The sequence below is a fragment of the Acinetobacter tibetensis genome (genome assembly GCF_023824315.1).
Lineage (GTDB): Bacteria > Pseudomonadota > Gammaproteobacteria > Pseudomonadales > Moraxellaceae > Acinetobacter > Acinetobacter tibetensis.
Window position 1 is genome coordinate 1,151,548 of the sequence record NZ_CP098732.1, and the last position, 21,305, is coordinate 1,172,852.

The window sequence follows — 21,305 nt, forward strand, 5'->3', positions numbered from 1 at the left end:
AAGAGTTGATATATTAAAAATTTTTATAGTTTAGGTGCTGAAGGAGACGTAGATTGATTTTCTCTAAAGAGGGCTTAATCGCATTACTTTGATGATATGGGTTGTTTGGGCTATATAAATAAAACAGTGAATGAATAGGCTTGGTCAAAATTTATTATATGATGTGTGAAGACGTTAATGTTCAGAATTAATCATGCCAGATAGTCAAGATGACTGGAGTTTGATTAACATAAAATATGTGCTATTAAATTTTAAACAGCATTTTATCATGAACTGATTTTGTATTCTTTTGATGTTTTTCACTGAAATTTAAAAGACTTGCGACCTACTGCGATTGATATCATTTATATTTATAATAAGTGTTTGGATTATATGAGTTTAGTAGGTATAAATAAAATTTAACTAATACGCAGCTATGGAAAACTATTCAATTTGAAAAGACTATTTGATAGAATAATGCCGGCTGGTTTTTGTTAGTCGATTTATTTTAAAACTCTGTTGCTTTAACTTGCTTCAATTATTTAAGTTAACGCTTAAAGTTGTTGTTTTGTGTTATTTTTTTGTAAATGCTATAATTTGGCATTGATAATATTTCTTTCTTAATACTGCTAATTATGATGCAACTCCACATATCCCGCTTGAATATGAGTTCGGTTGATCAAGAATTACCAGCTATAGAAAAAATTCCTGCGATGCAACGTCGACGCTTATCACATCTCGCAAAACTGGCGTTGAACAGTGCAATGCAGACTTTAGACACCTGCAATGTCGATTATATTGTTTGGGTGTCGCAATATGGCGATGAAGCAAAAACACTAAATATTTTAGAAGATGTGTTAAGCGAGCAAACCCCTTCACCGACTCAATTTTCAACGTCGGTACATAATGCAATTTCAGGCCTCTATTCTATTTTATGTCAGGATACGACACCTGCGACCAGTTTAGCGGGTTCGTGGAATGATGGGCTGATTGAAGCCTATGCGTGGTTAAAAACAATGCCCGAAGCCCGTCAAGTTTTACTGGTGTATTATGATGAAGCCTTGCCAGAAATGTATATCGAGCATCAGCCATTTGCTGCTTTTGCGATGGCAGCGATGATTTCATTAGCGCCTGCCAATTTGATGTTGACGCCAAAGCATACGGATTCAACGCCAGCGTATCAGCAGGCTTTAGCATTTAATGCGTTTTGGGCTAATCCTGAGCAAACTGAATCTGAAGCGTGGACAAAATGCTGAAATTAAATCGAATCAAGCAAAAAGCCAACTATGCATGGCGGGTTGGGGCGACAGGGTTTAGTTTTGCCAGCTTTGGCTTAGGTGGCGTGGCGATTGGTGGTTTGATTGCACCCCTGGTCAAGCTGAGTTCAGCAGACCTTGAGCTTCGAAAGCAGCGTACTCAAAAAGTGATTAAGCACAGTTTTAAAGGTTTCACCGAAATGATGGTGAAACTGGGCATTATGACCTATACGGTTGAAGGCTTAGATAAACTACAGCACAGCCAGCAGGAGTTGGTCATTGCTAATCATCCGACACTGATTGACGTGGTGGTTTTAATTGGTTTAATGGAACAAGCAAACTGTGTGGTCAAGCAGGCGCTGTGGTCAAATCCATTTACCAAAGGCCCTGTACAAAGCGCAGGCTATATTTTAAATGCAGGTTCTGAACAATTTATTCAGGACTGTGTACACAAATTACAGCAGGATCATGCGGCGTCCTTGTTGATCTTCCCTGAAGGGACGCGGACGGCAAAAGGTGAGCATCTAAATGACTTTCAGCGTGGTGCGGCCAATATTGCTCTGCGTGCAGGTGTGCCGATTCGCCCTGTGCTGATTACCTGCACGCCATCGACCCTGACCAAAAATGAAAAATGGTATCACATTCCAGAACAGCCTTTTCATATCCATGTGAAAGTGTTGGATGCGATCCGAGTGGAAGACGTATTGGATGATGTAACGGTCAATCCCAAAAATGTGCGTCAATTAAATCAACAATTACAGTGGTTTTTTAACCAAGAGTTATCCGTAAATGAGCAATCTTGCTGACGAATTAAAGCAAATGATTATTGATGTCCTCGCCCTTGAAGACATCCGTATTGAAGACATTGATACAGATGCGCCTTTGTTTGGTGATGGTCTGGGTTTGGACTCGATTGATGCTTTAGAACTGGGTTTGGCATTGAAAAAGCGTTATGGCATTCATCTGAATGCAGAGTCAGCAGATACCAAAGAACATTTTAAATCAATTCAAAGTTTAGTGGCTTTGGTTGAAGCACAGAAAACAGCATAAGAGGTTGCTATGCTTGCTCAAGAAACCGTGTTAGAAAAATTACGTGAATGGATGGAAGATTTGTTTGAAATTGCGCCTGAAGAGGTGCAGTTAGAATCAAACTTGGCTTCAGACCTTGATGTCGACAGTATTGATGCCATTGATTTAGTTGTGAAAATTAAAGAACTAACAGGTAAACAAGTCAATCCTGAAGACTTTAAGAATGTGCGTACCGTGCAAGATGTAGTGGTCGTGATTCAGAATATGTCTGCTGCATGAACAATATTTTAAAAGGGATAGCAGGGGTCGGATTGATTCTCTATCCTTTTTTTGTGGCTTATGCTTTAGCGCATGGACAGTATGTCTGGGTCAGTGCGGTATTGATTGCACTAGGCGTCCTGCGCTTATTGAGTAAGGGTAATGCCTTGCTGTGGCCATTAACGGGTTTTGCCATTTTATGTGGTGGACTGAGTTTGATTTTAAAAGATCATGCGTGGCTTAAGCTTTATCCAGTCTTTATGAGTCTCGGAGCGCTGTTTATTTTTGCCAGTACCTTGATTCGACCGCCTTCAATGATTGAACGTTTTGCACGTTTGGCAGAGCCTAATTTGCCCGAAGAAGGGGTAGAATGGACCCGTCAAGTGACCAAAGTTTGGTGTGGATTTTTCTGCATCAATGCGGTCATTGCCTTGATCACCGTTTTTTTCGCACCAATGAAGATTTGGGTGCTGTATAACGGCTTGATCTCTTATGTCTTGATGGGTGGACTGTTACTAGGTGAGTTTATCTTGCGTAAGCGTCAACAGCGACTGCATCAGGCACAGAAATAACAGCATTTCCGTTAGGGCAACTTAAACGGTGGCCTCGAACTATAGCGATTAGAAATACGGTTTTTAAAAACAAATTTTATGTCTTGTCATTTTCAGCATCATCTGCATTCATCGCGTCCCTTGTGTATTCAGGCGGACTCAGGTCTCATTTCATTTCAAAATTTTTGGGTAGATGTGGCTGAGCAAGCTGCGCAAATTCAACAGTTGGAACAGCCTGTATGGGCGCTTTGGGAACAAGACAGTTATGAGTTTTTAGTATTGTTGTTTGCGGCATTGCAAGCAGGCAAGCAAGTGCTATTGCCGCCGCATCGGGTCAGCGACTTAGAAAAAGAACTGGCTGAGCAGCAGATTTATTTTTTAAAACGGTTATCGCCGACAGCGCCGTCGACATTCGAGCTTCAATTTGATGCTGCCTTTTTCAATCAAGCCCAGTTGTGTTTTTATACTTCGGGCTCAACTGGGCAGCCTAAAAAGATTCCGCGCACTTTGCAACAACTGTTCAATGAAGTCTGTGGTTTAGAAGCCAGTTTTGATTTGCCTGAGCAGGCGGTTGGGATTGCCACGGTGAGCCATCAACATATTTATGGGTTGTTGTTTAAGTTGTTGTGGCCCTTAGCCAGTGGACGCAGTTTTTACCAAAAACAACTGGCTTTCCCTGAAGATGTGGTTGATGTTCAAAAGAAAATTGCCCATGTGCAACTGCCCAATTATGTAATTTCTAGTCCTGCTTTGTTGAAGCGCTGGACTACAGATGTGGTATTGCAAGACTGTCATAGGGTCTATTCCTCTGGTGGAAAGTTGGATGCAGGCGTGCGTCCTTTGCTGAACCGTCCGATTACTGAAGTGTTTGGCAGCTCTGAAACAGGCGGGATCGCTCACCGTCAGGCAGATGATGCGCTATGGACACCCTTCGCCAATGTCGAAATTAACTGCGCCGAGCAGCAAGAGTTAGCCGTTAAAACCAACCATGCCTTTAGCGCGGATTGGATTTTGACCGGGGATAAAGTGCAGCTCGTGGATGCAAAGAATCCTAAAAGTTCGTTTCAGTTATTGGGGCGTTTGGATCGGATTGTCAAACTCGAAGAAAAGCGTTTAAGTCTCGATGCAATAGAAGCGAAACTCGCTGAACTGGCCGAAATACAACAATGTCATGTCCTAATTCATGAAAAAGAACAGCGTCAGATTTTGGCGGTGGTGGCTGTGCTGACCGAAGATGCTCGGGCGCTGCTCACCGAAAAGGGTAAAGCTGCCTTTACCGTACAGTTGAAAAAACAATTACAACAAAAACTGGAAAGCATTGCGATTCCGCGGCAGTGGCGGTTCTTAACGCAAATGCCACAAAATGCACAATCGAAGCTGAATAAACAGTATTTAAAATCACTCTTTCAACCGATGATCTTGCCTGTGGTGTTGATGCAGCAATCTCAGGATACGCAGATCAGTTATGCTTTAGAATTTATGCCTGAGTTAGAGTGTTTTAAAGGCCATTTCCCGAACTTCCCGATTTATCCAGGCGTGGGGCAAATTGGTTTTATTCAGCATTTTGCCAAAAAAAACTGGGCGGATTTACTGTGGTGTAATGGTTTTGAGCAGTTAAAATTTCAGGGACTGATCCAGCCCTATCAAACGGTGGAACTGGTGCTCAGCCGTAAAGCGCATAAGGTCAGTTTTGAGCTGAAAAATCATGACAAAATATTGGCATCTGGACGTTTGCTGTTTGCTGTTCCTTCAGACGTTTAAGCCGAGAGACAAAATGAAACACTGCTTTGTGATTCCTGTGTATAACCATCCGCATTATTTGGCCGCGTTATTGTCACATTTAAGCTCTTTTGAGTTGCCTATCATTATGGTGAATGATGGCAGTGATATCGATTGTACGGCAGTTTTACATCAGCTCGCGCACGACTACCCAAGGGTCGATTTGGTTGAACATACCCACAATCAAGGTAAAGGGCAGGCGGTGATCACGGGGCTCAAGCATGCCTTTCAATGCGGCTATAGCCATGCCTTGCAACTGGATGCCGATGGGCAACATGACTGGCAAGATGTACAACGCTTTTTAGACACATCTATCCAGCACCCCAAAGCCATGATTATTGGTCAGCCGATCTTTGATGCGACTGTTCCGAAAAAACGTCTCTATGGTCGTTATGCAACGCACATTTGGGTGTGGATTAACAGTCTGTCTTTTGAGATTAAAGACAGCATGTGTGGCTTCCGCGTTTATCCTTTGGCGCAGACAGTGAACATTCTAAACACAGCCAAGTTTGAACCGCGAATGGGCTTTGACTCGGAAATTTTGGTGCGGTTGAAATGGGACAATGTGCCGTTTATCAATCTGCCCACACATGTGATTTACCCTGAAGGTGGCATTTCACATTTCGATGTTTGGCGTGACAATCTGGGCATGGCGCGCGCGCATAGCCGCTTATTGGGTGGCATGCTGCTGCGGTTCCCCAAACTGATTTATCAGAAAGTCAAAAGCTAAGGCGGTCAGAGAAGCATATGCAGAAATGGAGCACCGTAAAAGAGCGCGGCGGGATGTTACCGCTGATGCTGATGCTGGGTTTCTACCGTTTAGGTGGGCGCTGGCTGTGCCGAGCCGTATTGTACTTTGTGATTTTATGGTACTGGCTCTTTTCCAATAGCGCGCGTCAGGCTTCCCTATTGTACTTAAAAAAACTGCATCATTTTGCAGGTGCACAGTCGCCGTTTCAGGCTGAGCCGCAGCTTTGGCACAGTTATACGCATTTGATGCAATTTGGCGAATGTATTTTAGATAAAATTGAAGGTTGGCTTGGACATATTCCTGAGCAGAACTTAAAGCTACATGGTCATGCGCACTTTCGTTCGCACTATCAAAAAGGTGCGGTCATTGTGGTGTCACACTTTGGCAATATTGAATTACTGCGCGCAATCAAAGCAGAGCATTCGCAGAAAATTAATGTGTTGGTGTATCAAAAACATGCCACCAAGTTCAATGAGTTTTTAAAAAAACTAAATGAACATGCCGATGTCAATTTGGTTTCGGTGGATGAGTTGGGAATAGAAACAGCACTGATTTTGCAGGATAAATTGGATCAGGGTGAATGGGTGATTGTGGCGGCAGACCGCGTACCCGTGCAGTCGGATCGGGTACAATCGGTTGCTTTTTTAGGCGAGCAGGCACTATGGCCGCAGGGCGCATGGATTTTGGCCAGTTTGTTGAAAGCTCCAGTGTTGGCGGTGTTTTGCTATCGGGTCAATACGCATTTTGAAGTGCATATTCATAAAGTGGCGGAGCAGTTGAACTGGCCGCGTAAAGAGCGTTTACACGCTATGCAACAGACCACACGACAGTATGTAGCCTTGTTGGAACAACATTGCATACGCGCGCCCTATCAATGGTTTAATTTTTATAATTTTTGGAATAAAGGATAAGTCTTGTGTTAATTGTTAGGGAAACTCCGCTCAGTATTGAAGATGTTGTGGCTGTAGCACGTAAAGAAAAACAGGTGGCATTGCCTACCTCTGCTGAATGGACAGCATTGATTCAACGTGGTGCAGATTTCCTTGATCAGTTGTTGCAAGACGAAGGCGTCATATATGGTGTGACCACGGGTTATGGAGACTCATGCTTAGTTGAAATTCCAACTCACCAAGTGCATGAGCTGCCGCTACATTTGTCGCGTTTTCATGGCTGTGGCATGGGGCAAAACTTAGACCTGATTACAGCGCGAGCTGTCGTGGTGGTGCGTTTATGTTCTTTGGCACGCGGTTATTCAGGTGTTTCGCATGCCTTGTTGCAGCGTTTGGTCTGGATGCTGAATGAAGATGTCATTCCTGTGATTCCCTCGGAAGGTTCGGTGGGTGCCAGTGGGGATTTGACGCCTTTGTCTTATATCGCTGGGGCCTTGGTGGGTGAGCGCGATGTGTATTATCAAGGTCAGATCGTACCGATTGCACAAGTGTATGCTGAAAAAGGTTTGCAACCTTTGGTGATGCGTCCTAAAGAAGGCTTAGCTCTAATGAATGGTACAGCGGTCATGACCGCCATCGCCTGCCTGAATTATAAAAAAGCAGAACAGATTTCTTTTGCTAGTACCTTGATTACTGCACTGAATGTTTTAGCCCTTGAGGGCAATCCAAGCCATTTTGATGAAGTGTTGTTTGCCCAAAAACCTCATCCAGGACAGCAACATATTGCAGCCCAGTTACGTGACTGGTTAAACAGTGAGGTACAGACCGAGCACCAAAGTTCACGCCTGCAAGACCGTTATTCACTACGGTGTGCACCGCATGTGATTGGGGTGTTTGAAGATTCTAAAGTCTGGCTGCGTCAGTTTATTGAAAATGAGCTGAATTCAAGCAATGACAACCCATTGATTGACCCAGTCAACCTGCGTGTATTGCATGGTGGACATTTCTATGGCGGACATATTGCTCAAGCCATGGATAGTCTAAAAATCATGATCGCCAATATTGCCGACTTGATGGATCGTCAATTGGCGCAGTTGGTCGACTATAAAATGAACAATGGCTTGCCACGCAATTTAACTGGCTCAAGTGCTGAGCGTTTGCCGCTGAATCATGGCTTTAAAGCGGTGCAAATTGGGGTTTCGGCATGGACAGCAGAAGCCTTGAAGCAGACGCTCGCTGCGTCAATTTTCTCTCGCTCAACCGAATGTCATAATCAAGACAAAGTTAGCATGGGCACCATTGCTGCGCGTGATGCCAGCCGTGTCATTACCCTGACCGAACAAGTGATTGCAGCACTCAGTTGTGCAGCGGTTCAGGCGGTCAAACTCAAAGGTGTAGATACAGAACTCAGCCCTGTTTTAACAGCATTTCAACATTGGGTGCTTCAGAGCTTCACCTATGTAGAGGAAGATCGTCCTTTGCAACATGAACTTCAGGCATTGGTCAATCGCTTTGAGGATTTAGAACTGTTAGACAGCATTGCTGTTCAATATTCATAGGAAATGAGCATGTATGCTGATGTAATTATTGAAGTGCCCTTTCATGATGTCGATACCATGCATGTGGTGTGGCACGGTCATTATTTAAAATATTTTGAAATTGCACGTTGCAAACTGCTGGATCAATTTCACTATAACTATAACCAAATGCGTGACTCAGGCTATGCATGGCCTGTGATTGAAAGCTATGTCCGTTATGTACAAGGCATTGAGTTCGAACAGAAAATTCGCGTGCGCGCTGTTTTGAAAGAATGGGAAAATCGCTTAAAAATTGAATATCTGATTTTTGATGCGGTTTCGGGCAGAAAGCTGACCAAGGGCTTTACTTCGCAAGTGGCGGTACACATTGAAAAACGTGAAATGTGCTTCCAGTCGCCACAGGTATTGCTGGACTGTTTACATGCATGGCCTGAGTTTAAGGTGGAGTAATGCAAGCATGATTCGATACAAATTTTCTAAGCCGATTTTCGTTGTGTGTACAGCCAGTGTGATGACTTTGCTTGCTCCCGCAGTGAATGCACAAAGTACTGAATTGAAGCAGGTGTTTACTCAGCTTGGTGCAACGCCTGTGGTGCGTGCCCAATTTGAGCAGCAGAAAAAATTGGCCTCTTTAAATAAAACCTATGTGTCCAAAGGCACGGTGCTGTTCAGCAAAAATCAAGGTGTGCTGTGGCAGATTCAAAGTCCAGTTAAAGCCGATTTGGTGGTGACACCGCGTAAGTTGGTACAAAAGACGCAGCGTACTAGCAGTCAAATTGAAGTCGACAAAACCCCGTATGGCTCTGTAGCGACGATGTTTTTACAGTTGATGTCGGGCAATGAAGCGGCACTCGCTAAAAACTTTAATGTGGTGTCTGCCAATTACAGTCCGACGCAGTGGAATGTCAGCTTAACGCCGAAAAGCAGTCTATTTAAAAAGCTTTTTGTCCAAGTCGATGCGCAAGGGCAGCGTTATGTGGACCGTATCACGATTTTAGAACAAGCCAATAACCGCACCATCATTCGTTTTAGCCAGCAAACGGCTCAACCTCAAACTTTAACGGCTGCGGAAAATGCACTTTTCCAATTGGCAAAATAAATTTAGCGCCCTTTGGCTGTTGGTGCTGTGTGTCATTGCTTTGGCACTGGGCGTGGCTTGGCTGAATAAAGGTATTAAGATTGAGACCAATATTTTTGCTTTGCTGCCTGAGGCACATCAAGATGCTCATCTGGAACAAGCACAGCAATATGTCAGTCAGCAGTTAAATGACAAAGTTTTTGTGGTATTGGATGCCAAAACGGATCAACAATTAGAACAGGCAACGCAAGCACTCAAAACCCAAGCCGACCAAAGTCAACTGTTTTTACCTGTTCGTCCACAGCTTGATCCTGATCAATTTGCCCAAGCGCTGTATCAGCACAAAGCAGGGCTATTATCCAAGACCGATCAGCAGATTGTGCAGGAGCAGGATGATGCCGCACTGATAGAGCAGGGCTTGTTACAACTGATGAGTCCGGGCATGCCAATCACGGCTGAAATGTTGAAGCAAGATCCCTTGCTGCTGTTTCCGCGTTATGCAGTGGGTTTAAGTGCCTTACAAAGCAATGCTGATATTAATTTAGAGCAGGGCTTCGCCACAATTCGTGATGAGCAGGGTATCTCGCGCCTGATGGTACTTCAACTTAATAATAGTCCCTATAACATTGCCTACCAAGAGCAGACCGCTGCCTTTATTCAAAATATCAATCAGCAGCTCAACCAGTTGCAGGTTAAACCGCACTGGACAGGTACGTTATTGTTTGCACAGTTTGGCACCAACTCTGCCAAAGAGGAAATCTCGACCATTGGCGTGGGCTCGACTATTGGGATTTTACTGTTGGTCTGGTTTGGCTTCCGTTCGATACGACCCATGCTGACGGAAATGGTTGCGGTGGGCACAGGCAGTTTGGTGGCCTTTGCGGTAACATATTGGATTTTTGGCGAAATTCATCTGATGACACTGGTCTTTGGTGCCAGTTTGATTGGGGTCTGTGTCGATTTTTCATTTTACTTCATGGCCATGCAGTCTCAGCACCGACAGATCGATGGATTTACTGTTTTAAAACCATTATTGCCGAGTCTATTTGTGGGGCTGATGACCACGCTATTGGCCTATGTGGTGCTGAGTTTTACCCCATTTCCGGGTTTTAAACAAATTGCAGTCTTTTCCATGGTTGGATTGAGTGCCGCATGGGTGACCAGTATTTTACTGCTGCCGCGTCTGCCTGCGCTGAATGCGGAACCAGCGATACGTACACTGGGTTTTATTGGCAAAGCACGTAATTATGTGCAAAGCCACAACACGCTGCGCTATGGCATGATTTCACTGATTGTACTGGTAACAGGCAGCAGCCTCGCCTTTCTGAAAAGCAATGATGACATCCGTAATTTACAAAGTATGGATGCCACTTTAAAGCAGGAAGATCAATACATCCGTTCGCGTTTTATGCAACAGCAAAGCAGCGAATATTTTGTGGTACAGGGCAGAACACCCGCAGAATTAGAGCAACATGAACAGCAATTGCTGGCAAAACTTGCTCCCTTACAGCAGGCTGGCAAATTGGATGCTGTGCAAGCTTTAGGGCAGTGGATTCCATCGCTTGAGCAGCAAAAACACAATATCGCAATGTTACAGGCGATTCCTCAGCCCGCTTTGGTGGAATATGCGCAAGCGTTGCAGCTCAACGTAGCCGATGTTTTAAACTGGCAAGCGCATTTAAAAGACCAATCTTTATTGACCGAAGCAGTCTTTAAAGATCATCCGTTGCATTTTCTGCACATGAGCGCGACGCAGCGTTTAGTGATGCTACAAAATGTGCATGATGTGAACGCCGTGCAGCAGCTTGAAAATCCTGATGTGCAACTGTTACGTCCCGTTCATCAACTGTCTGAGTTATTCAAACAACATCGTGAGCAGGCGCAGTGGCTATTGCTCAGTGCTTTGGTGATTTTAGCCATTGGCTTAGGCGTCCTTTATGGCAAAAAATCCATTCTGCCTTTGGTGTTGCCTGTCAGCATGGCTCTAATGACCACATTTGCGATTCAAGCATGGCTGGGTGTCGAGATTAATTTATTCAGTATTATGGGCACCTTTCTGATCATTGGGATTGGAGTGGACTATGCGATTTTCTACCGCCACGGACATGATCACCCGCAGGTGGTGGGCATGGCTTTATTCCTATGTATGATGTCGACGTTCTTCGGGTTTGGCTTATTGTCGTTTAGTCATACTTATGCCATTCACAGTTTTGGCTTAACAGTTTTATTGGGCGTTATTTTTTCATTTCTTTATGCCACACTTTTTACATCTTCCGATGCAAAACATGTTGTGGTTCAACAATATCAGCCAAAGAGCTGAGTTAAAGGGTACAGTGCAATGAGCACCATGCAACAGACAGATGTTTTAATTATTGGGGCGGGACCATCAGGCAGTTCGGCGGCAGCTTTGCTACGCCAAAAAGGCCATCAAGTCACAGTTATCGAAAAGCAATATTTTCCACGCTTCTCCATTGGTGAGTCTTTATTACCGCAGTGTATGGTGTTTTTAGAAGAAGCGGGTTTATTGGATACGGTTCGTGCACATGCCGACGAATATGCCTTTCAGTATAAAAATGGTGCAGCCTTTTTAAGAGGCACGCAGCGCAGTTTTTATGACTTTACCCAAAAATTTAGTGAAGGTCCTGGCACCACATGGCAGGTACGACGTGCCAATTTTGATCAGCTCTTAGCTCAGCAAGCCGAAAAAATGGGCGCAGATATCCGTTTTGGTCATGAAGTTTTGGCAGTCGATGTGGCATCTACACAGCCGATTTTGACGGTCAAAGATGAGCAAGGCAACAATTACCAAATTCAAGGTAAATTCTTATTGGATGCCAGTGGTTTTGGTCGCATTTTGCCAAAGTTTCTCGATTTAGAAAGTCCGTCGGACTTTCCAGTGCGCCGTGCGGTCTTTACCCATATTGAAGATGGTTTGTTGGATGATCCTGAGTTTGACCGTGAGAAAATTTTAATTACTGTGCATGAAAAAGACCACCGTGCATGGTATTGGCTGATTCCGTTTGCCGATGGACGTTCTTCATTTGGTATTGTGGCGGAGCAAGATTTCTTTGAAAAATACGGCTATGACGGCAGTGCAGATTATGACTTAGAAGCCTTGCAGAAACGTATTTTAGCGGATGATGTCAGTTTGTCACATGTGCTGCGTCACGCCAAACATGATACTCCTGTGCGGACTTTAGTAGGCTACTCTGCTGATGTAAAACACTTGGCATCTGAAAACTATGCACTGCTGGGCAATGCTGGTGAGTTTCTAGATCCTGTCTTTTCCTCGGGTGTAACGATTGCATTGAAATCTTCCAGCTTAGCGGTGCCTTTGGTCGAGCAAGTACTGCAAGGTCAGGCGGTAGATTGGATGGAGCAATACGAAAAGCCACTGCGTAAAGGCATTCAAGTGTTCCGTGCCTATGTCGAGTCATGGTATTCAGGTGAGTTTCAGGATGTGGTGTTTTCAACTCAGCAGGATGAAAAAATCCGTCGTATGATTGCATCTTTACTGGCAGGTTATGCATGGGATACGACTAACCCGATTCACCGTAATGCCAAGCAACGTTTGAGCACCTTGGCAGAATATTGCCGAGAAGCACAACAAGAGAAAGAGTTGCTGACCGATGAAACTTAAGCTGTGTTTAAAGACCATCAGTTGGGTTTTAGCCAGTGCTTTGCTCTGTAGCGCTTGTCAAAGTTGGATCTCTAAAGCACAAGGATTGGCGACCCCGCAGTGGGTGGCGCAAAATTATCAGCGCCAAGACCAAATTGAAGTGCAGTGGAAAACGCAGAGTTTCAGTTTTTTACTCTATCAGCAGCAACAGGGACAGTCGCTTGACATGCTGGCACTCAGCCTTACAGGGCAGCAATTGTTTAAGCTTAGTTTTGATGGTCAAAAGGTTAAAGTCGAACAGCGGATTGAGTCCATGAAGTTGTTACCATTTGATTATGTGGTGCGCGATATTCTGTATGCAACTTATCCAAAGTTTGCTGCATTACATGCTGCTCAAAATGCGGTCATACAAAAAGACGATACCATTTATATTCAGCAGCAGCCTGTGTTGAAAATTCAGCAAACTGAGGGGGCAATTGAGCTAGATAATCTGCAAGTGCCTTATCAGATGGTGATTAGCGCAGTGAGCAATACTTTAGAAGATGATCAAGGCGACCATCATGACTAAAAATCTACAACATGTTTCAGCCGTCGGTATTCAGTTCAGTGCGGCGCTATCGGCTTTGGGACAAAATGCCGCTGAGCTTCAACGTGCCTTAACAAGCACAGAAAATACCTTGTCGCAACGAGAGGATCTGATTGCGGGGCGTACGGTATGGGTCGGCGCATCTGATCAAACCTTAGTTCAAGAAGTCTCTGAACGCTTGAGTGGTGCGGACTCACGGAATTTACGCTTTGCCCTGACGGCTTTGGCAAAAATTGAAACCGAGATTCGTGACTATACCACACAGTTTTCCAAACAACGTCTTGCGGTGATTATTGGCACGTCAACGTCAGGCATCGCGGATAATGAGCCTGTATTGAAAGTCCAGTTTCAACAGCCAGTGCCACAGTCTGTACAGCATCAAAAACAAGAAATGGGCAGTTTAGCAAAAGCCTTACAACAGTATTTGGGTTGGGAAGGACCTGCCTATACCATTTCTACCGCCTGTTCCTCAGCAGCCAAAGCCATGGCAGCGGCGCAACGTCTGCTCAATGCCGATTTGGCCGATGCTGTGTTGGTTGGAGGCGTTGATACCTTATGTAAGCTGACCTTAAATGGTTTTGACAGTTTGGAAAGCTTATCGAGCGGAGTTTGTCAGCCTTGTGGTGCCAATCGTGATGGCATCAATATTGGTGAAGCAGCAGGACTATTTTTATTGTCGAAAGCGCCTGCACCTGTGATGTTGCTATCGAGTGGTGAGTCAATGGATGCTTGGCATATTTCAGCGCCACATCCAGAAGGGCGAGGGGCTGCGGAGGCGATGCAAAAAGCATTAGCTGTTGCACAGCTTGAAGCAGGTGATATTGGTTATTTGAACTTACATGGCACATCAACACCGCAAAATGATGCGATGGAGATTAAGGCGGTACAGACCATTTTTTCAGATGAGACTGTGGCATTGAGCAGCACTAAACATAAAACAGGACATTGTTTAGGGGCGGCAGGTGCAATCGAAGCCTTTATTTGCCAGCAGGTTTTATTGGATCAATCATGGTTGCCGCTGCATCATACAGGTGAATTGGATGATGCTTTGGCTGGACAAAATTATGTGCTTACTCCGCATTTGACTATACCCATTCGCTATGCGATGAGTAATTCTTTTGCGTTTGGTGGCAGCAATATCAGTTTAATTTTTGGGACGGCTTTGCCATGATGGATGCAGTACAGTTTATTCCGCATGAAAAACCGATGGTTTTTGTCAGTCATCTGATTGAAGCCAATAATGAGTTTGCCATTGCAGAACTTCACATCACGCCTGATTTGATGTTTTGTGAGTCAGAAGGTTTGCCGACATGGAGCAGTATTGAGCTGATGGCACAGACCATCAGTGTCTATGCAGGCTATAAAGGACAAACTCAAGGATTGCCACCGAAAATTGGTTTTTTATTGGGAACGCGTAAAATGCAGTTGCCTTGTGCCTATTTTAGTTTGGGTACAACTGTGCGGATTCGGGTAGAACAAAGTTATCTGCATGAAGGTTTAGGGCAGTTTCATTGTGAAATTGAATATCAAGAACACAAATTCAGTGCCATGTTGAGCGTATTTGAGCCTGAAAATATGAATGAAATCATTGGAAAATTAGTGTGAATAGAAGAATTTTAGTTACGGGTTCGAGTCGTGGAATAGGTAAAGCGATCGCTTTAGAGTTAGCAAAGGCAGGCTTTGATGTCACGGTACATGCACGTTCAAGACAATCAGAAGCAGAAGCCGTGGCACAGGAGATTCAAGCCTTAGGTCAAGACAGCCATGTGTTGATGTTTGATGTGAATGACCGTGAAAAAATTGCAACGATTTTAGAGCAAGATATTGCACAGCATGGTGCTTTTTATGGGGTTGTGCTGAATGCAGGACTGACCCGAGACGGCGCTTTTCCTGCATTGACCGATGATGATTGGGATGATGTGGTTTCAACTTCATTAAATGGTTTTTATAACGTGCTAAAACCAGTAATGATGCCAATGATCCGCTTGAAAAAAGGCGGACGTATTGTGACCATGTCTTCAGTGTCAGGAATCATGGGGAACCGTGGTCAGGTGAACTATAGTGCTGCCAAAGCGGGTTTGATTGGTGCGACCAAAGCACTGGCACTGGAATTGGCAAAACGCAAAATCACGGTGAACTGTGTAGCTCCGGGCTTGATTGAAACCGAAATGGTGAGCGAAGAAGTTAAAGAACATGCTTTGAAAATGATCCCACTGCAACGCATGGGACAGGTAGAAGAAGTTGCAAAAGCGGTGAAGTTTTTATGTAGTGATGATGCCAGTTATATCACCCGCCAAGTGATTTCAGTCAATGGGGGGCTGATCTAATGAAACGTGTTGTTGTGACAGGAATGTCTGGAATTACCTCTTTAGGCGAAACCGCAGAACAAATTTTTGAGCAATTTGCACTAGGCAAAAGTGGCATTCGCTATATGCCTGACTGGGAGATTTATTCCGATTTACGCAGTAAATTGGCCGGCCCCGTTGAGTCTTTTACCGTACCCAAGCATTTTAACCGCAAGGTTACTCGAGGTATGGGACGTGTTGCCTTAATGTCTGCCGTATGTGCTGAAAAAGCATTGGAAGATGCAGGATTACTGCATGCGGATATCTTAAAAAGTGGTGAAACTGGTGTCGCGTTTGGTTCATCTGCAGGAAGTGTGGATGCTGTGCGTGAGTTTGGCTCGATGTTGATTGAGCACAATATGAGTCAAATGAATGCCACGACCTACATTCGTATGATGTCGCATACCAGTGCAGTCAATATGACCGTGTATTTTGGCCTAAAAGGTTTAACGCTGCCGACCTCAAGTGCGTGTACTTCAGGTTCTATGGCCATTGGTCAAGCTTATGAAGCGATTAAATATGGCAAACAAACCGTGATGATTGCAGGTGGGGCAGAAGAACTCAGTGCCGCAGGTTCAGCGGTGTTCGATGTGTTGTTAGCAACTAGTATGAAAAATGACCGTCCAGAGAAAACGCCACGTCCGTTTGATGCAGACCGTGATGGTTTGGTGGTCGGTGAAGGGGCAGGCTGTTTGATTCTAGAAGAATATGAACATGCCCAAGCGCGCGGTGCCACCATTTATGCCGAGATTGTCGGTTATGGCAGCAATACGGATGGTCAGCATGTGACTCGACCTGATTCTGAAATGATGGGTCGTTGTATGCAGTTGGCGCTGAAAGATGCACAGCTTACTGCCATGGATATTGATTATGTCAATGCGCATGGGACCTCGACTGATCAGGGGGATATTGCTGAATCACAAGCGACTGCGCGTATTTTGGGTAAAAAACCGATCAGCTCATTAAAAAGTTATTTTGGGCATACGCTCGGCGCGTGTGGCGCAATTGAGGCGTGGCTGAGTATTGAAATGATGCGACGCAATCAGTTGGTGCCTACACTGAATTTAGATCAGATTGATAGTGCTTGTGGTGATCTGGATTATATCGTTTCAGATATGCGTTCAGCAGAAACGCAAATTATGATGAGCAACAATTTTGCTTTTGGGGGGATTAATACCTCCTTGATTTTTAAACGTGTCTAATAAGATAAGGGTAGAACAATGTTATTCAAAAAAATCTGTGCAGTCGCTGTGTTGTCTTTAGGTGCGATTGCATCAGCTCAGGCTGCCGATAAAATGTATGATTTTAAGTTTCAAGACGCAGTGAATCGTGCTGTTGCAGATGGCGTGCTGGATGGCTCGGTAAAATTTTATTTGGCAGGAACCAAGTCGGGCGGCAAAGTGATTGAAAAGGGCTTAGTGACCAATAAAAAGACCAATGGTTTTGCCAAGTCTGCGGAAACTTCATGTGATCATGTCCTCCGTTCAGCATTGATTCAATTCCAAAATACCGCGAAAGCCAATGGTGCAAATGCTGTGACTAATCTGGTGAGTTTCTATAAGTCGAATGAAACACGTAGCACCACCACCTATCAATGCGCGAAAGGTACGGCACTAGCAGGCGTGGCATTGAAAGGGGATTTGGTAAAATTTTAGATCAATAAGACGTGGGGGAGAAAATCCCTCACTGTTTTAAGCAATAATTTAGAAATTTTCTTGAGCAGTAATGAATCGTATTCGATTTTCGTATAGCTCATCTAAAGTCAATGTTCTGCGGTGAAATCTATTCGATTGTGGTCTGGCATTGCTGATTGTTTTAAACAAAATAGAATTAATTTTATCCAAATTTAGATGTTATTCACGAAAATAAAAACATAACATCAACGATCTAGATAAACCTATTTGAAATCCATCTTTAATGGATAGAGGTCTGGTAATTGGTTAAAACCAATCATCACCTTTTCAAAGGCTGCAATAACATGTAGAGGTGTACGTCAAATATATTCAGTGTGAACCCGTACAGCTTTTATGAAATCCCATCACGACCAGTGATTTGATCACTTGTATCATGCACAATTGTAAAGTCTGAAAAATCTTGTCATGTTAATGAATAGATATTTTTCTCCGAAATCTCTACACTAGCCATCAATTTTAAAGCGCCTGTTTTTGTTCTAGCGACCCTTCCTAGTATTGACCAATAAATCCAGCCAATGTTTTGTGCTTAAGCTCAGTCGTTGAGTGAAGTATTCTTTCTGGATTTAATTCAATTTCTGTTTCAGTTCGTTTTATTCACGTATCTGCACGTGATTTCTTACTGAAACTCTTTGAAGCCTTCAATGCAGGGTAGTTTTCATACTGAACTCAGACTTGAGCTTTATCGTGTATTGTAACGTTTGCGAGTTGGCATTTAGTGATTATTCCCATGCAATTTACACCATAATTTTTTATAAGGTGCAAATAGGGTGTAGCAAAAAAATCATTAAAACTCAACTAGAAGCGACTAAACGAAGTTAAACGAGGTTTAAGAAATTGAGTCAAAACAACACTATTAAAGACTTGTTTGATAGATCAATAGATAAGAAACTTTGGGTCGCTCCTATGGCGGGTGTGACAGACCGTCCGTTTCGCACGCTTTGTAAATATTTTGGTGCTGGTCATGCGGTCAGTGAAATGATGACAGCGGACAAAACCTTACGTATGAGTAAGAAAAGTTTGTATCGTGCCAACTTTGATGGGGAATTGGCACCAATTTCAGCACAAATTGCAGGTTCCGACCCTAAAGATTTGGCAGAGGCTGCACGTTACCAAGTCGCAAATGGGGCACAAATCGTCGATATTAATATGGGGTGTCCTGCCAAAAAAGTCTGTAATAAGTTGGCTGGTTCGGCTTTATTACAAGATGAAGATTTGGTTGCGCGAATTTTAGATGAAGTTGTTGCTGCGGTAGATGTACCCGTCACGCTCAAAACACGTTTGGGCTTTTTAAATGGGCATGAAAATATTTTGCGTGTGGCGCAAAGAGCAGAGCAGGCGGGTATTGCTGCTTTGGCATTACATGGGCGTACTCGTGAGGACATGTACTTAAATACGGCACGTTATGACTTAATTAAAGAAGTCAAACAGTTGCTGAGCATTCCCGTAATTGCCAATGGTGACATTGATAGCCCTGAAAAAGCCAAATACGTATTGGATTATACTGGGGCAGACGCGATTATGATTGGGCGTGCTGCACAGGGCCGACCTTGGATTTTTAGAGAAATTGCACATTATTTAACAACTGGGCAGCACTTGGCTGCACCACAGATTTCTGAAGTCAAAGAAGTTCTACTGGGGCATTTGACCGAACTCTATCAATTCTATGGTGAATACTCAGGCTGCCGAATCGCACGTAAGCATATTGCTTGGTATACCAAAGGACTACGAGCAAGTAATGAATTTCGTCAGAGCATGTATAAAGTTGAAACGACAGTAGAGCAGGCCCAAGTCGTTGAGAACTATTTCAATTTATTATTAAGTGAAGGGCAAACCATGCATGATGTTCAGGTCGAACAGATTAATTTGCTTGATGTGTAGAAGTCTTATATCAAAAGCCCAGCGATTGCTGGGCTTTTTATTTATTGCGCCTGACTTAATTCTAAGACCAGTTGATTGATGAGATCAGCAGCTTCCAGTTCACGAATTTGAGCGACATTAGAGCCTGCCCAAAATGCGCCATAGCCATAGTCACCGTGTTTATTCGCAGCAGCATTTAATTGTTTGGCTAAGTCATAAGTGTATGGATAAGCTGGTACGGCAGGACGGTTAGGTTGATCAATTTCAGTATGCCAAGTGTTCACTAATCCACGTGCTGGACGACCAGAAATACTGTCTGTAATTTGTGTAACAGGGGTGTCCAACAATGCTTTACGATAAGCGGCATTGGCATTTGAACTTTTACATTGTACAAATGCTGTACCGAGCTGAACAGCTTGGGCGCCAAGCTGTAGCATCAGATATGCTTGTTGACCCGTCATAATTCCACCTGCTGCAATCACGGGTATATGGCAGTGTTGACTTAGCAGTTGTACTAAATCGGAAGTTTGGATTGCACCATCAATACTTTGGTTGAAAATACCTCGGTGACCACCTGCTTCAATTCCTTGTGCAATCACGACATCTATTCCTGCTGCTTCAATTGCAAGTGCTTCAGGCAAATTAGTCGCAGAGACCATAGTGATGATGCCTGCAGCTTTTAATGCTGTTATTTGATATGGGTGCGGAATACCGAAATGAAAGCTTACGGCTTTAGGTCGTGTTTCCAGCACAAGATTTAAAAAATCATCATTGTCTAAAAAACTTGGATAAATACATTCGAGCTGCTGAGGAGCAGGGACATGTAGGCGCGAGAATTGTGGGCTTAAATATTCGATCCATTGCGCTGCAATCGCTTGATCTAAAACTTGGCTTTGGTGGCAGAAGAAATTCACTTGAAAGGAATGATCTGTTAAGGCTTGAGTTGCGAGAATTTGTTCGCGTGCAGAATTTACAGAGCTTGCCCCTAAGCCTAATGAACCTAATCCACCTTGATTAGAAACCTCTGCTGCCAATGTGGGTGTTGAAACACCTGCCATAGGCGCTAGAAAAATAGGATGTTTAATTTCTAGTTGTTCTAATAAAGACATAATCAGGCTCCATGTATTTACTTAACTGTGCCCAAGCTATATAAAATAAGCAAATAATATTCACTATTTAATCTAGAAATATGTTTTGAGAAATACAAAAGTGAGCGTTGTTTTATGATGGGTGTTGGTGTTTTTTCATAGCATTATAGTTAAATCAATACGTTTTTATAGGCAATAAAAAACACCCTATAACAGGGTGTTTTTTTATTAAATATTACTGTTGTGCTTTTTCTTTTACATCACCAGCACCTTGCTCAACAGCACCCGCAACATGAGCTGTTGCATCTTTTGCGGCATCTTTCACGTCTTTTGCAGCAGCTTCGGTTTTAGCAGCGGCCTCATCCGTTGCAGTATCAATTTTATTTACAGCTTCATTCGTTGCAGCTTGAGTTTTGGCAGCAGCCTCACTAGCCGCATTTTCCATATCATAGTTCGCTTGTTGAGCAGCATTTTCCAAATGCTCGCCTGTCGTAGCACCTGTTTCTGGGGCTTTTTCTTTACTACATCCAACCAAAGTCACAGCAGCAGCAAGACCTAAAGCAATAAGCAATTTATTCATAAGATGTTTCCTTTTTATTTGTTCTATCCGACTAAGGGATAGACAAAATATAAAGTAAATTTACTGAAAGTATGATCAAAAAATGTTAAGTATTTGTAATTATTATTAATAGCCAGATGTGGGGCTGAAACATAGAGAGAGTATTATGTAAAAAGTCAGTGATGTGATTTGAACGCGTTAAAATATTAGAAATTTAAGATGGATTTTATTGTATAAAGTGATTACGAAGAATTAATTTCTGCACTGTTTGTTTCATTTTTAAAAGGGTGAGTGAGTTCTATTTTGAATATAAATGATGTTTTGAGCAAAAATGCAAATCCAGTATTAATTAAAATATATTTGAGTTCATTATTTAATAATCATTTAAAACAATGATTTAAATCCTGTTTGATGAGATTTTAAGCGTTGAATTGGATTAAATACCTAT

22 protein-coding genes are annotated in these 21,305 nt (G+C 43.4%); 20 read left to right on the top strand and 2 right to left on the bottom strand.

The window, feature by feature from the left end; all coding sequences use genetic code 11:
- Window positions 1-614: 614 nt before the first annotated feature.
- From M5E07_RS05575 to dusB, 20 genes are all read left to right on the top strand, one after another.
- Window positions 615-1,235: a beta-ketoacyl synthase chain length factor gene (locus M5E07_RS05575; RefSeq protein WP_116759245.1), complete on the top strand. Its 621-nt coding sequence runs from the start codon at window positions 615-617 to the stop codon at window positions 1,233-1,235.
- On the top strand, window positions 1,229-2,041 hold the full coding sequence (locus M5E07_RS05580; RefSeq protein ID WP_252222767.1) for a lysophospholipid acyltransferase family protein: 813 nt from the start codon (window positions 1,229-1,231) through the stop codon (window positions 2,039-2,041). The genes M5E07_RS05575 and M5E07_RS05580 overlap by 7 nt, the downstream gene beginning before the upstream one ends.
- Window positions 2,025-2,285, top strand: a complete 261-nt coding sequence (locus M5E07_RS05585) for a phosphopantetheine-binding protein (protein WP_004684308.1) — start codon at window positions 2,025-2,027, stop codon at window positions 2,283-2,285. Before M5E07_RS05580 ends, M5E07_RS05585 begins: the two co-directional genes overlap by 17 nt.
- Before the next feature lie 9 nt (window positions 2,286-2,294).
- The gene (locus M5E07_RS05590; RefSeq protein ID WP_116759247.1) at window positions 2,295-2,543 is read left to right on the top strand and encodes an acyl carrier protein; all 249 of its coding nucleotides are present in this window, start codon (window positions 2,295-2,297) and stop codon (window positions 2,541-2,543) included.
- The gene (locus M5E07_RS05595) at window positions 2,540-3,094 is read left to right on the top strand and encodes a COG4648 family protein (RefSeq protein WP_252222771.1); all 555 of its coding nucleotides are present in this window, start codon (window positions 2,540-2,542) and stop codon (window positions 3,092-3,094) included. Before M5E07_RS05590 ends, M5E07_RS05595 begins: the two co-directional genes overlap by 4 nt.
- A 78-nt stretch (window positions 3,095-3,172) precedes the next feature.
- Window positions 3,173-4,834, top strand: a complete 1,662-nt coding sequence (locus M5E07_RS05600; RefSeq protein WP_252222774.1) for an ApeI family dehydratase — start codon at window positions 3,173-3,175, stop codon at window positions 4,832-4,834.
- Between the two features lie 13 nt (window positions 4,835-4,847).
- On the top strand, window positions 4,848-5,582 hold the full coding sequence (locus tag M5E07_RS05605; protein WP_252222777.1) for a glycosyltransferase family 2 protein: 735 nt from the start codon (window positions 4,848-4,850) through the stop codon (window positions 5,580-5,582).
- A 17-nt stretch (window positions 5,583-5,599) separates the two neighbouring features.
- Window positions 5,600-6,514 carry a lysophospholipid acyltransferase family protein gene (locus M5E07_RS05610; protein ID WP_252222780.1) on the top strand — a complete coding sequence of 305 codons (915 nt, stop codon included), beginning with the start codon at window positions 5,600-5,602 and terminating at the stop codon, window positions 6,512-6,514.
- A gap of 5 nt (window positions 6,515-6,519) precedes the next feature.
- Window positions 6,520-8,052, top strand: a complete 1,533-nt coding sequence (locus M5E07_RS05615) for an HAL/PAL/TAL family ammonia-lyase (RefSeq protein WP_252222783.1) — start codon at window positions 6,520-6,522, stop codon at window positions 8,050-8,052.
- Between the two features lie 9 nt (window positions 8,053-8,061).
- Window positions 8,062-8,481 carry an acyl-CoA thioesterase gene (locus tag M5E07_RS05620; RefSeq protein ID WP_252222786.1) on the top strand — a complete coding sequence of 140 codons (420 nt, stop codon included), beginning with the start codon at window positions 8,062-8,064 and terminating at the stop codon, window positions 8,479-8,481.
- A 61-nt stretch (window positions 8,482-8,542) separates the two neighbouring features.
- Window positions 8,543-9,130, top strand: coding sequence for a LolA family protein (locus M5E07_RS05625; protein WP_252223712.1), 588 nt, complete (start codon window positions 8,543-8,545; stop codon window positions 9,128-9,130).
- Window positions 9,105-11,429 (top strand): MMPL family transporter, encoded by a 2,325-nt coding sequence (locus tag M5E07_RS05630; RefSeq protein ID WP_252222789.1) that lies wholly within the window; start codon window positions 9,105-9,107, stop codon window positions 11,427-11,429. The genes M5E07_RS05625 and M5E07_RS05630 overlap by 26 nt, the downstream gene beginning before the upstream one ends.
- Window positions 11,430-11,447: 18 nt before the next feature.
- On the top strand, window positions 11,448-12,749 hold the full coding sequence (locus M5E07_RS05635; RefSeq protein ID WP_252222792.1) for an NAD(P)/FAD-dependent oxidoreductase: 1,302 nt from the start codon (window positions 11,448-11,450) through the stop codon (window positions 12,747-12,749).
- Window positions 12,739-13,296 carry a DUF3261 domain-containing protein gene (locus tag M5E07_RS05640; RefSeq protein WP_252222795.1) on the top strand — a complete coding sequence of 186 codons (558 nt, stop codon included), beginning with the start codon at window positions 12,739-12,741 and terminating at the stop codon, window positions 13,294-13,296. Before M5E07_RS05635 ends, M5E07_RS05640 begins: the two co-directional genes overlap by 11 nt.
- Window positions 13,289-14,485 (top strand): beta-ketoacyl-ACP synthase, encoded by a 1,197-nt coding sequence (locus M5E07_RS05645; protein ID WP_252222798.1) that lies wholly within the window; start codon window positions 13,289-13,291, stop codon window positions 14,483-14,485. Before M5E07_RS05640 ends, M5E07_RS05645 begins: the two co-directional genes overlap by 8 nt.
- Window positions 14,482-14,919 carry a hotdog family protein gene (locus M5E07_RS05650; protein ID WP_252222801.1) on the top strand — a complete coding sequence of 146 codons (438 nt, stop codon included), beginning with the start codon at window positions 14,482-14,484 and terminating at the stop codon, window positions 14,917-14,919. The genes M5E07_RS05645 and M5E07_RS05650 overlap by 4 nt, the downstream gene beginning before the upstream one ends.
- A complete protein-coding gene (locus M5E07_RS05655; protein WP_116759259.1) occupies window positions 14,916-15,641 on the top strand; it encodes a 3-ketoacyl-ACP reductase FabG2 in 726 nt (241 codons plus the stop codon). The genes M5E07_RS05650 and M5E07_RS05655 overlap by 4 nt, the downstream gene beginning before the upstream one ends.
- On the top strand, window positions 15,641-16,861 hold the full coding sequence (locus M5E07_RS05660) for a beta-ketoacyl-ACP synthase (RefSeq protein ID WP_252222804.1): 1,221 nt from the start codon (window positions 15,641-15,643) through the stop codon (window positions 16,859-16,861). Before M5E07_RS05655 ends, M5E07_RS05660 begins: the two co-directional genes overlap by 1 nt.
- A gap of 18 nt (window positions 16,862-16,879) precedes the next feature.
- Window positions 16,880-17,314: an excinuclease gene (locus tag M5E07_RS05665; RefSeq protein WP_252222807.1), complete on the top strand. Its 435-nt coding sequence runs from the start codon at window positions 16,880-16,882 to the stop codon at window positions 17,312-17,314.
- A 942-nt stretch (window positions 17,315-18,256) separates the two neighbouring features.
- Window positions 18,257-19,231, top strand: a complete 975-nt coding sequence (gene dusB / locus M5E07_RS05670) for a tRNA dihydrouridine synthase DusB (protein ID WP_252222810.1) — start codon at window positions 18,257-18,259, stop codon at window positions 19,229-19,231.
- A gap of 41 nt (window positions 19,232-19,272) precedes the next feature.
- On the opposite strand, the gene M5E07_RS05675 is transcribed toward dusB, so the two are convergent.
- A complete protein-coding gene (locus tag M5E07_RS05675; protein ID WP_252222813.1) occupies window positions 19,273-20,319 on the bottom strand; it encodes an NAD(P)H-dependent flavin oxidoreductase in 1,047 nt (348 codons plus the stop codon).
- Window positions 20,320-20,533: 214 nt separating this feature from the next.
- Window positions 20,534-20,878 (bottom strand): hypothetical protein, encoded by a 345-nt coding sequence (locus M5E07_RS05680; protein ID WP_116759264.1) that lies wholly within the window; start codon window positions 20,876-20,878, stop codon window positions 20,534-20,536.
- Between the last annotated feature and the right edge of the window lie 427 nt (window positions 20,879-21,305).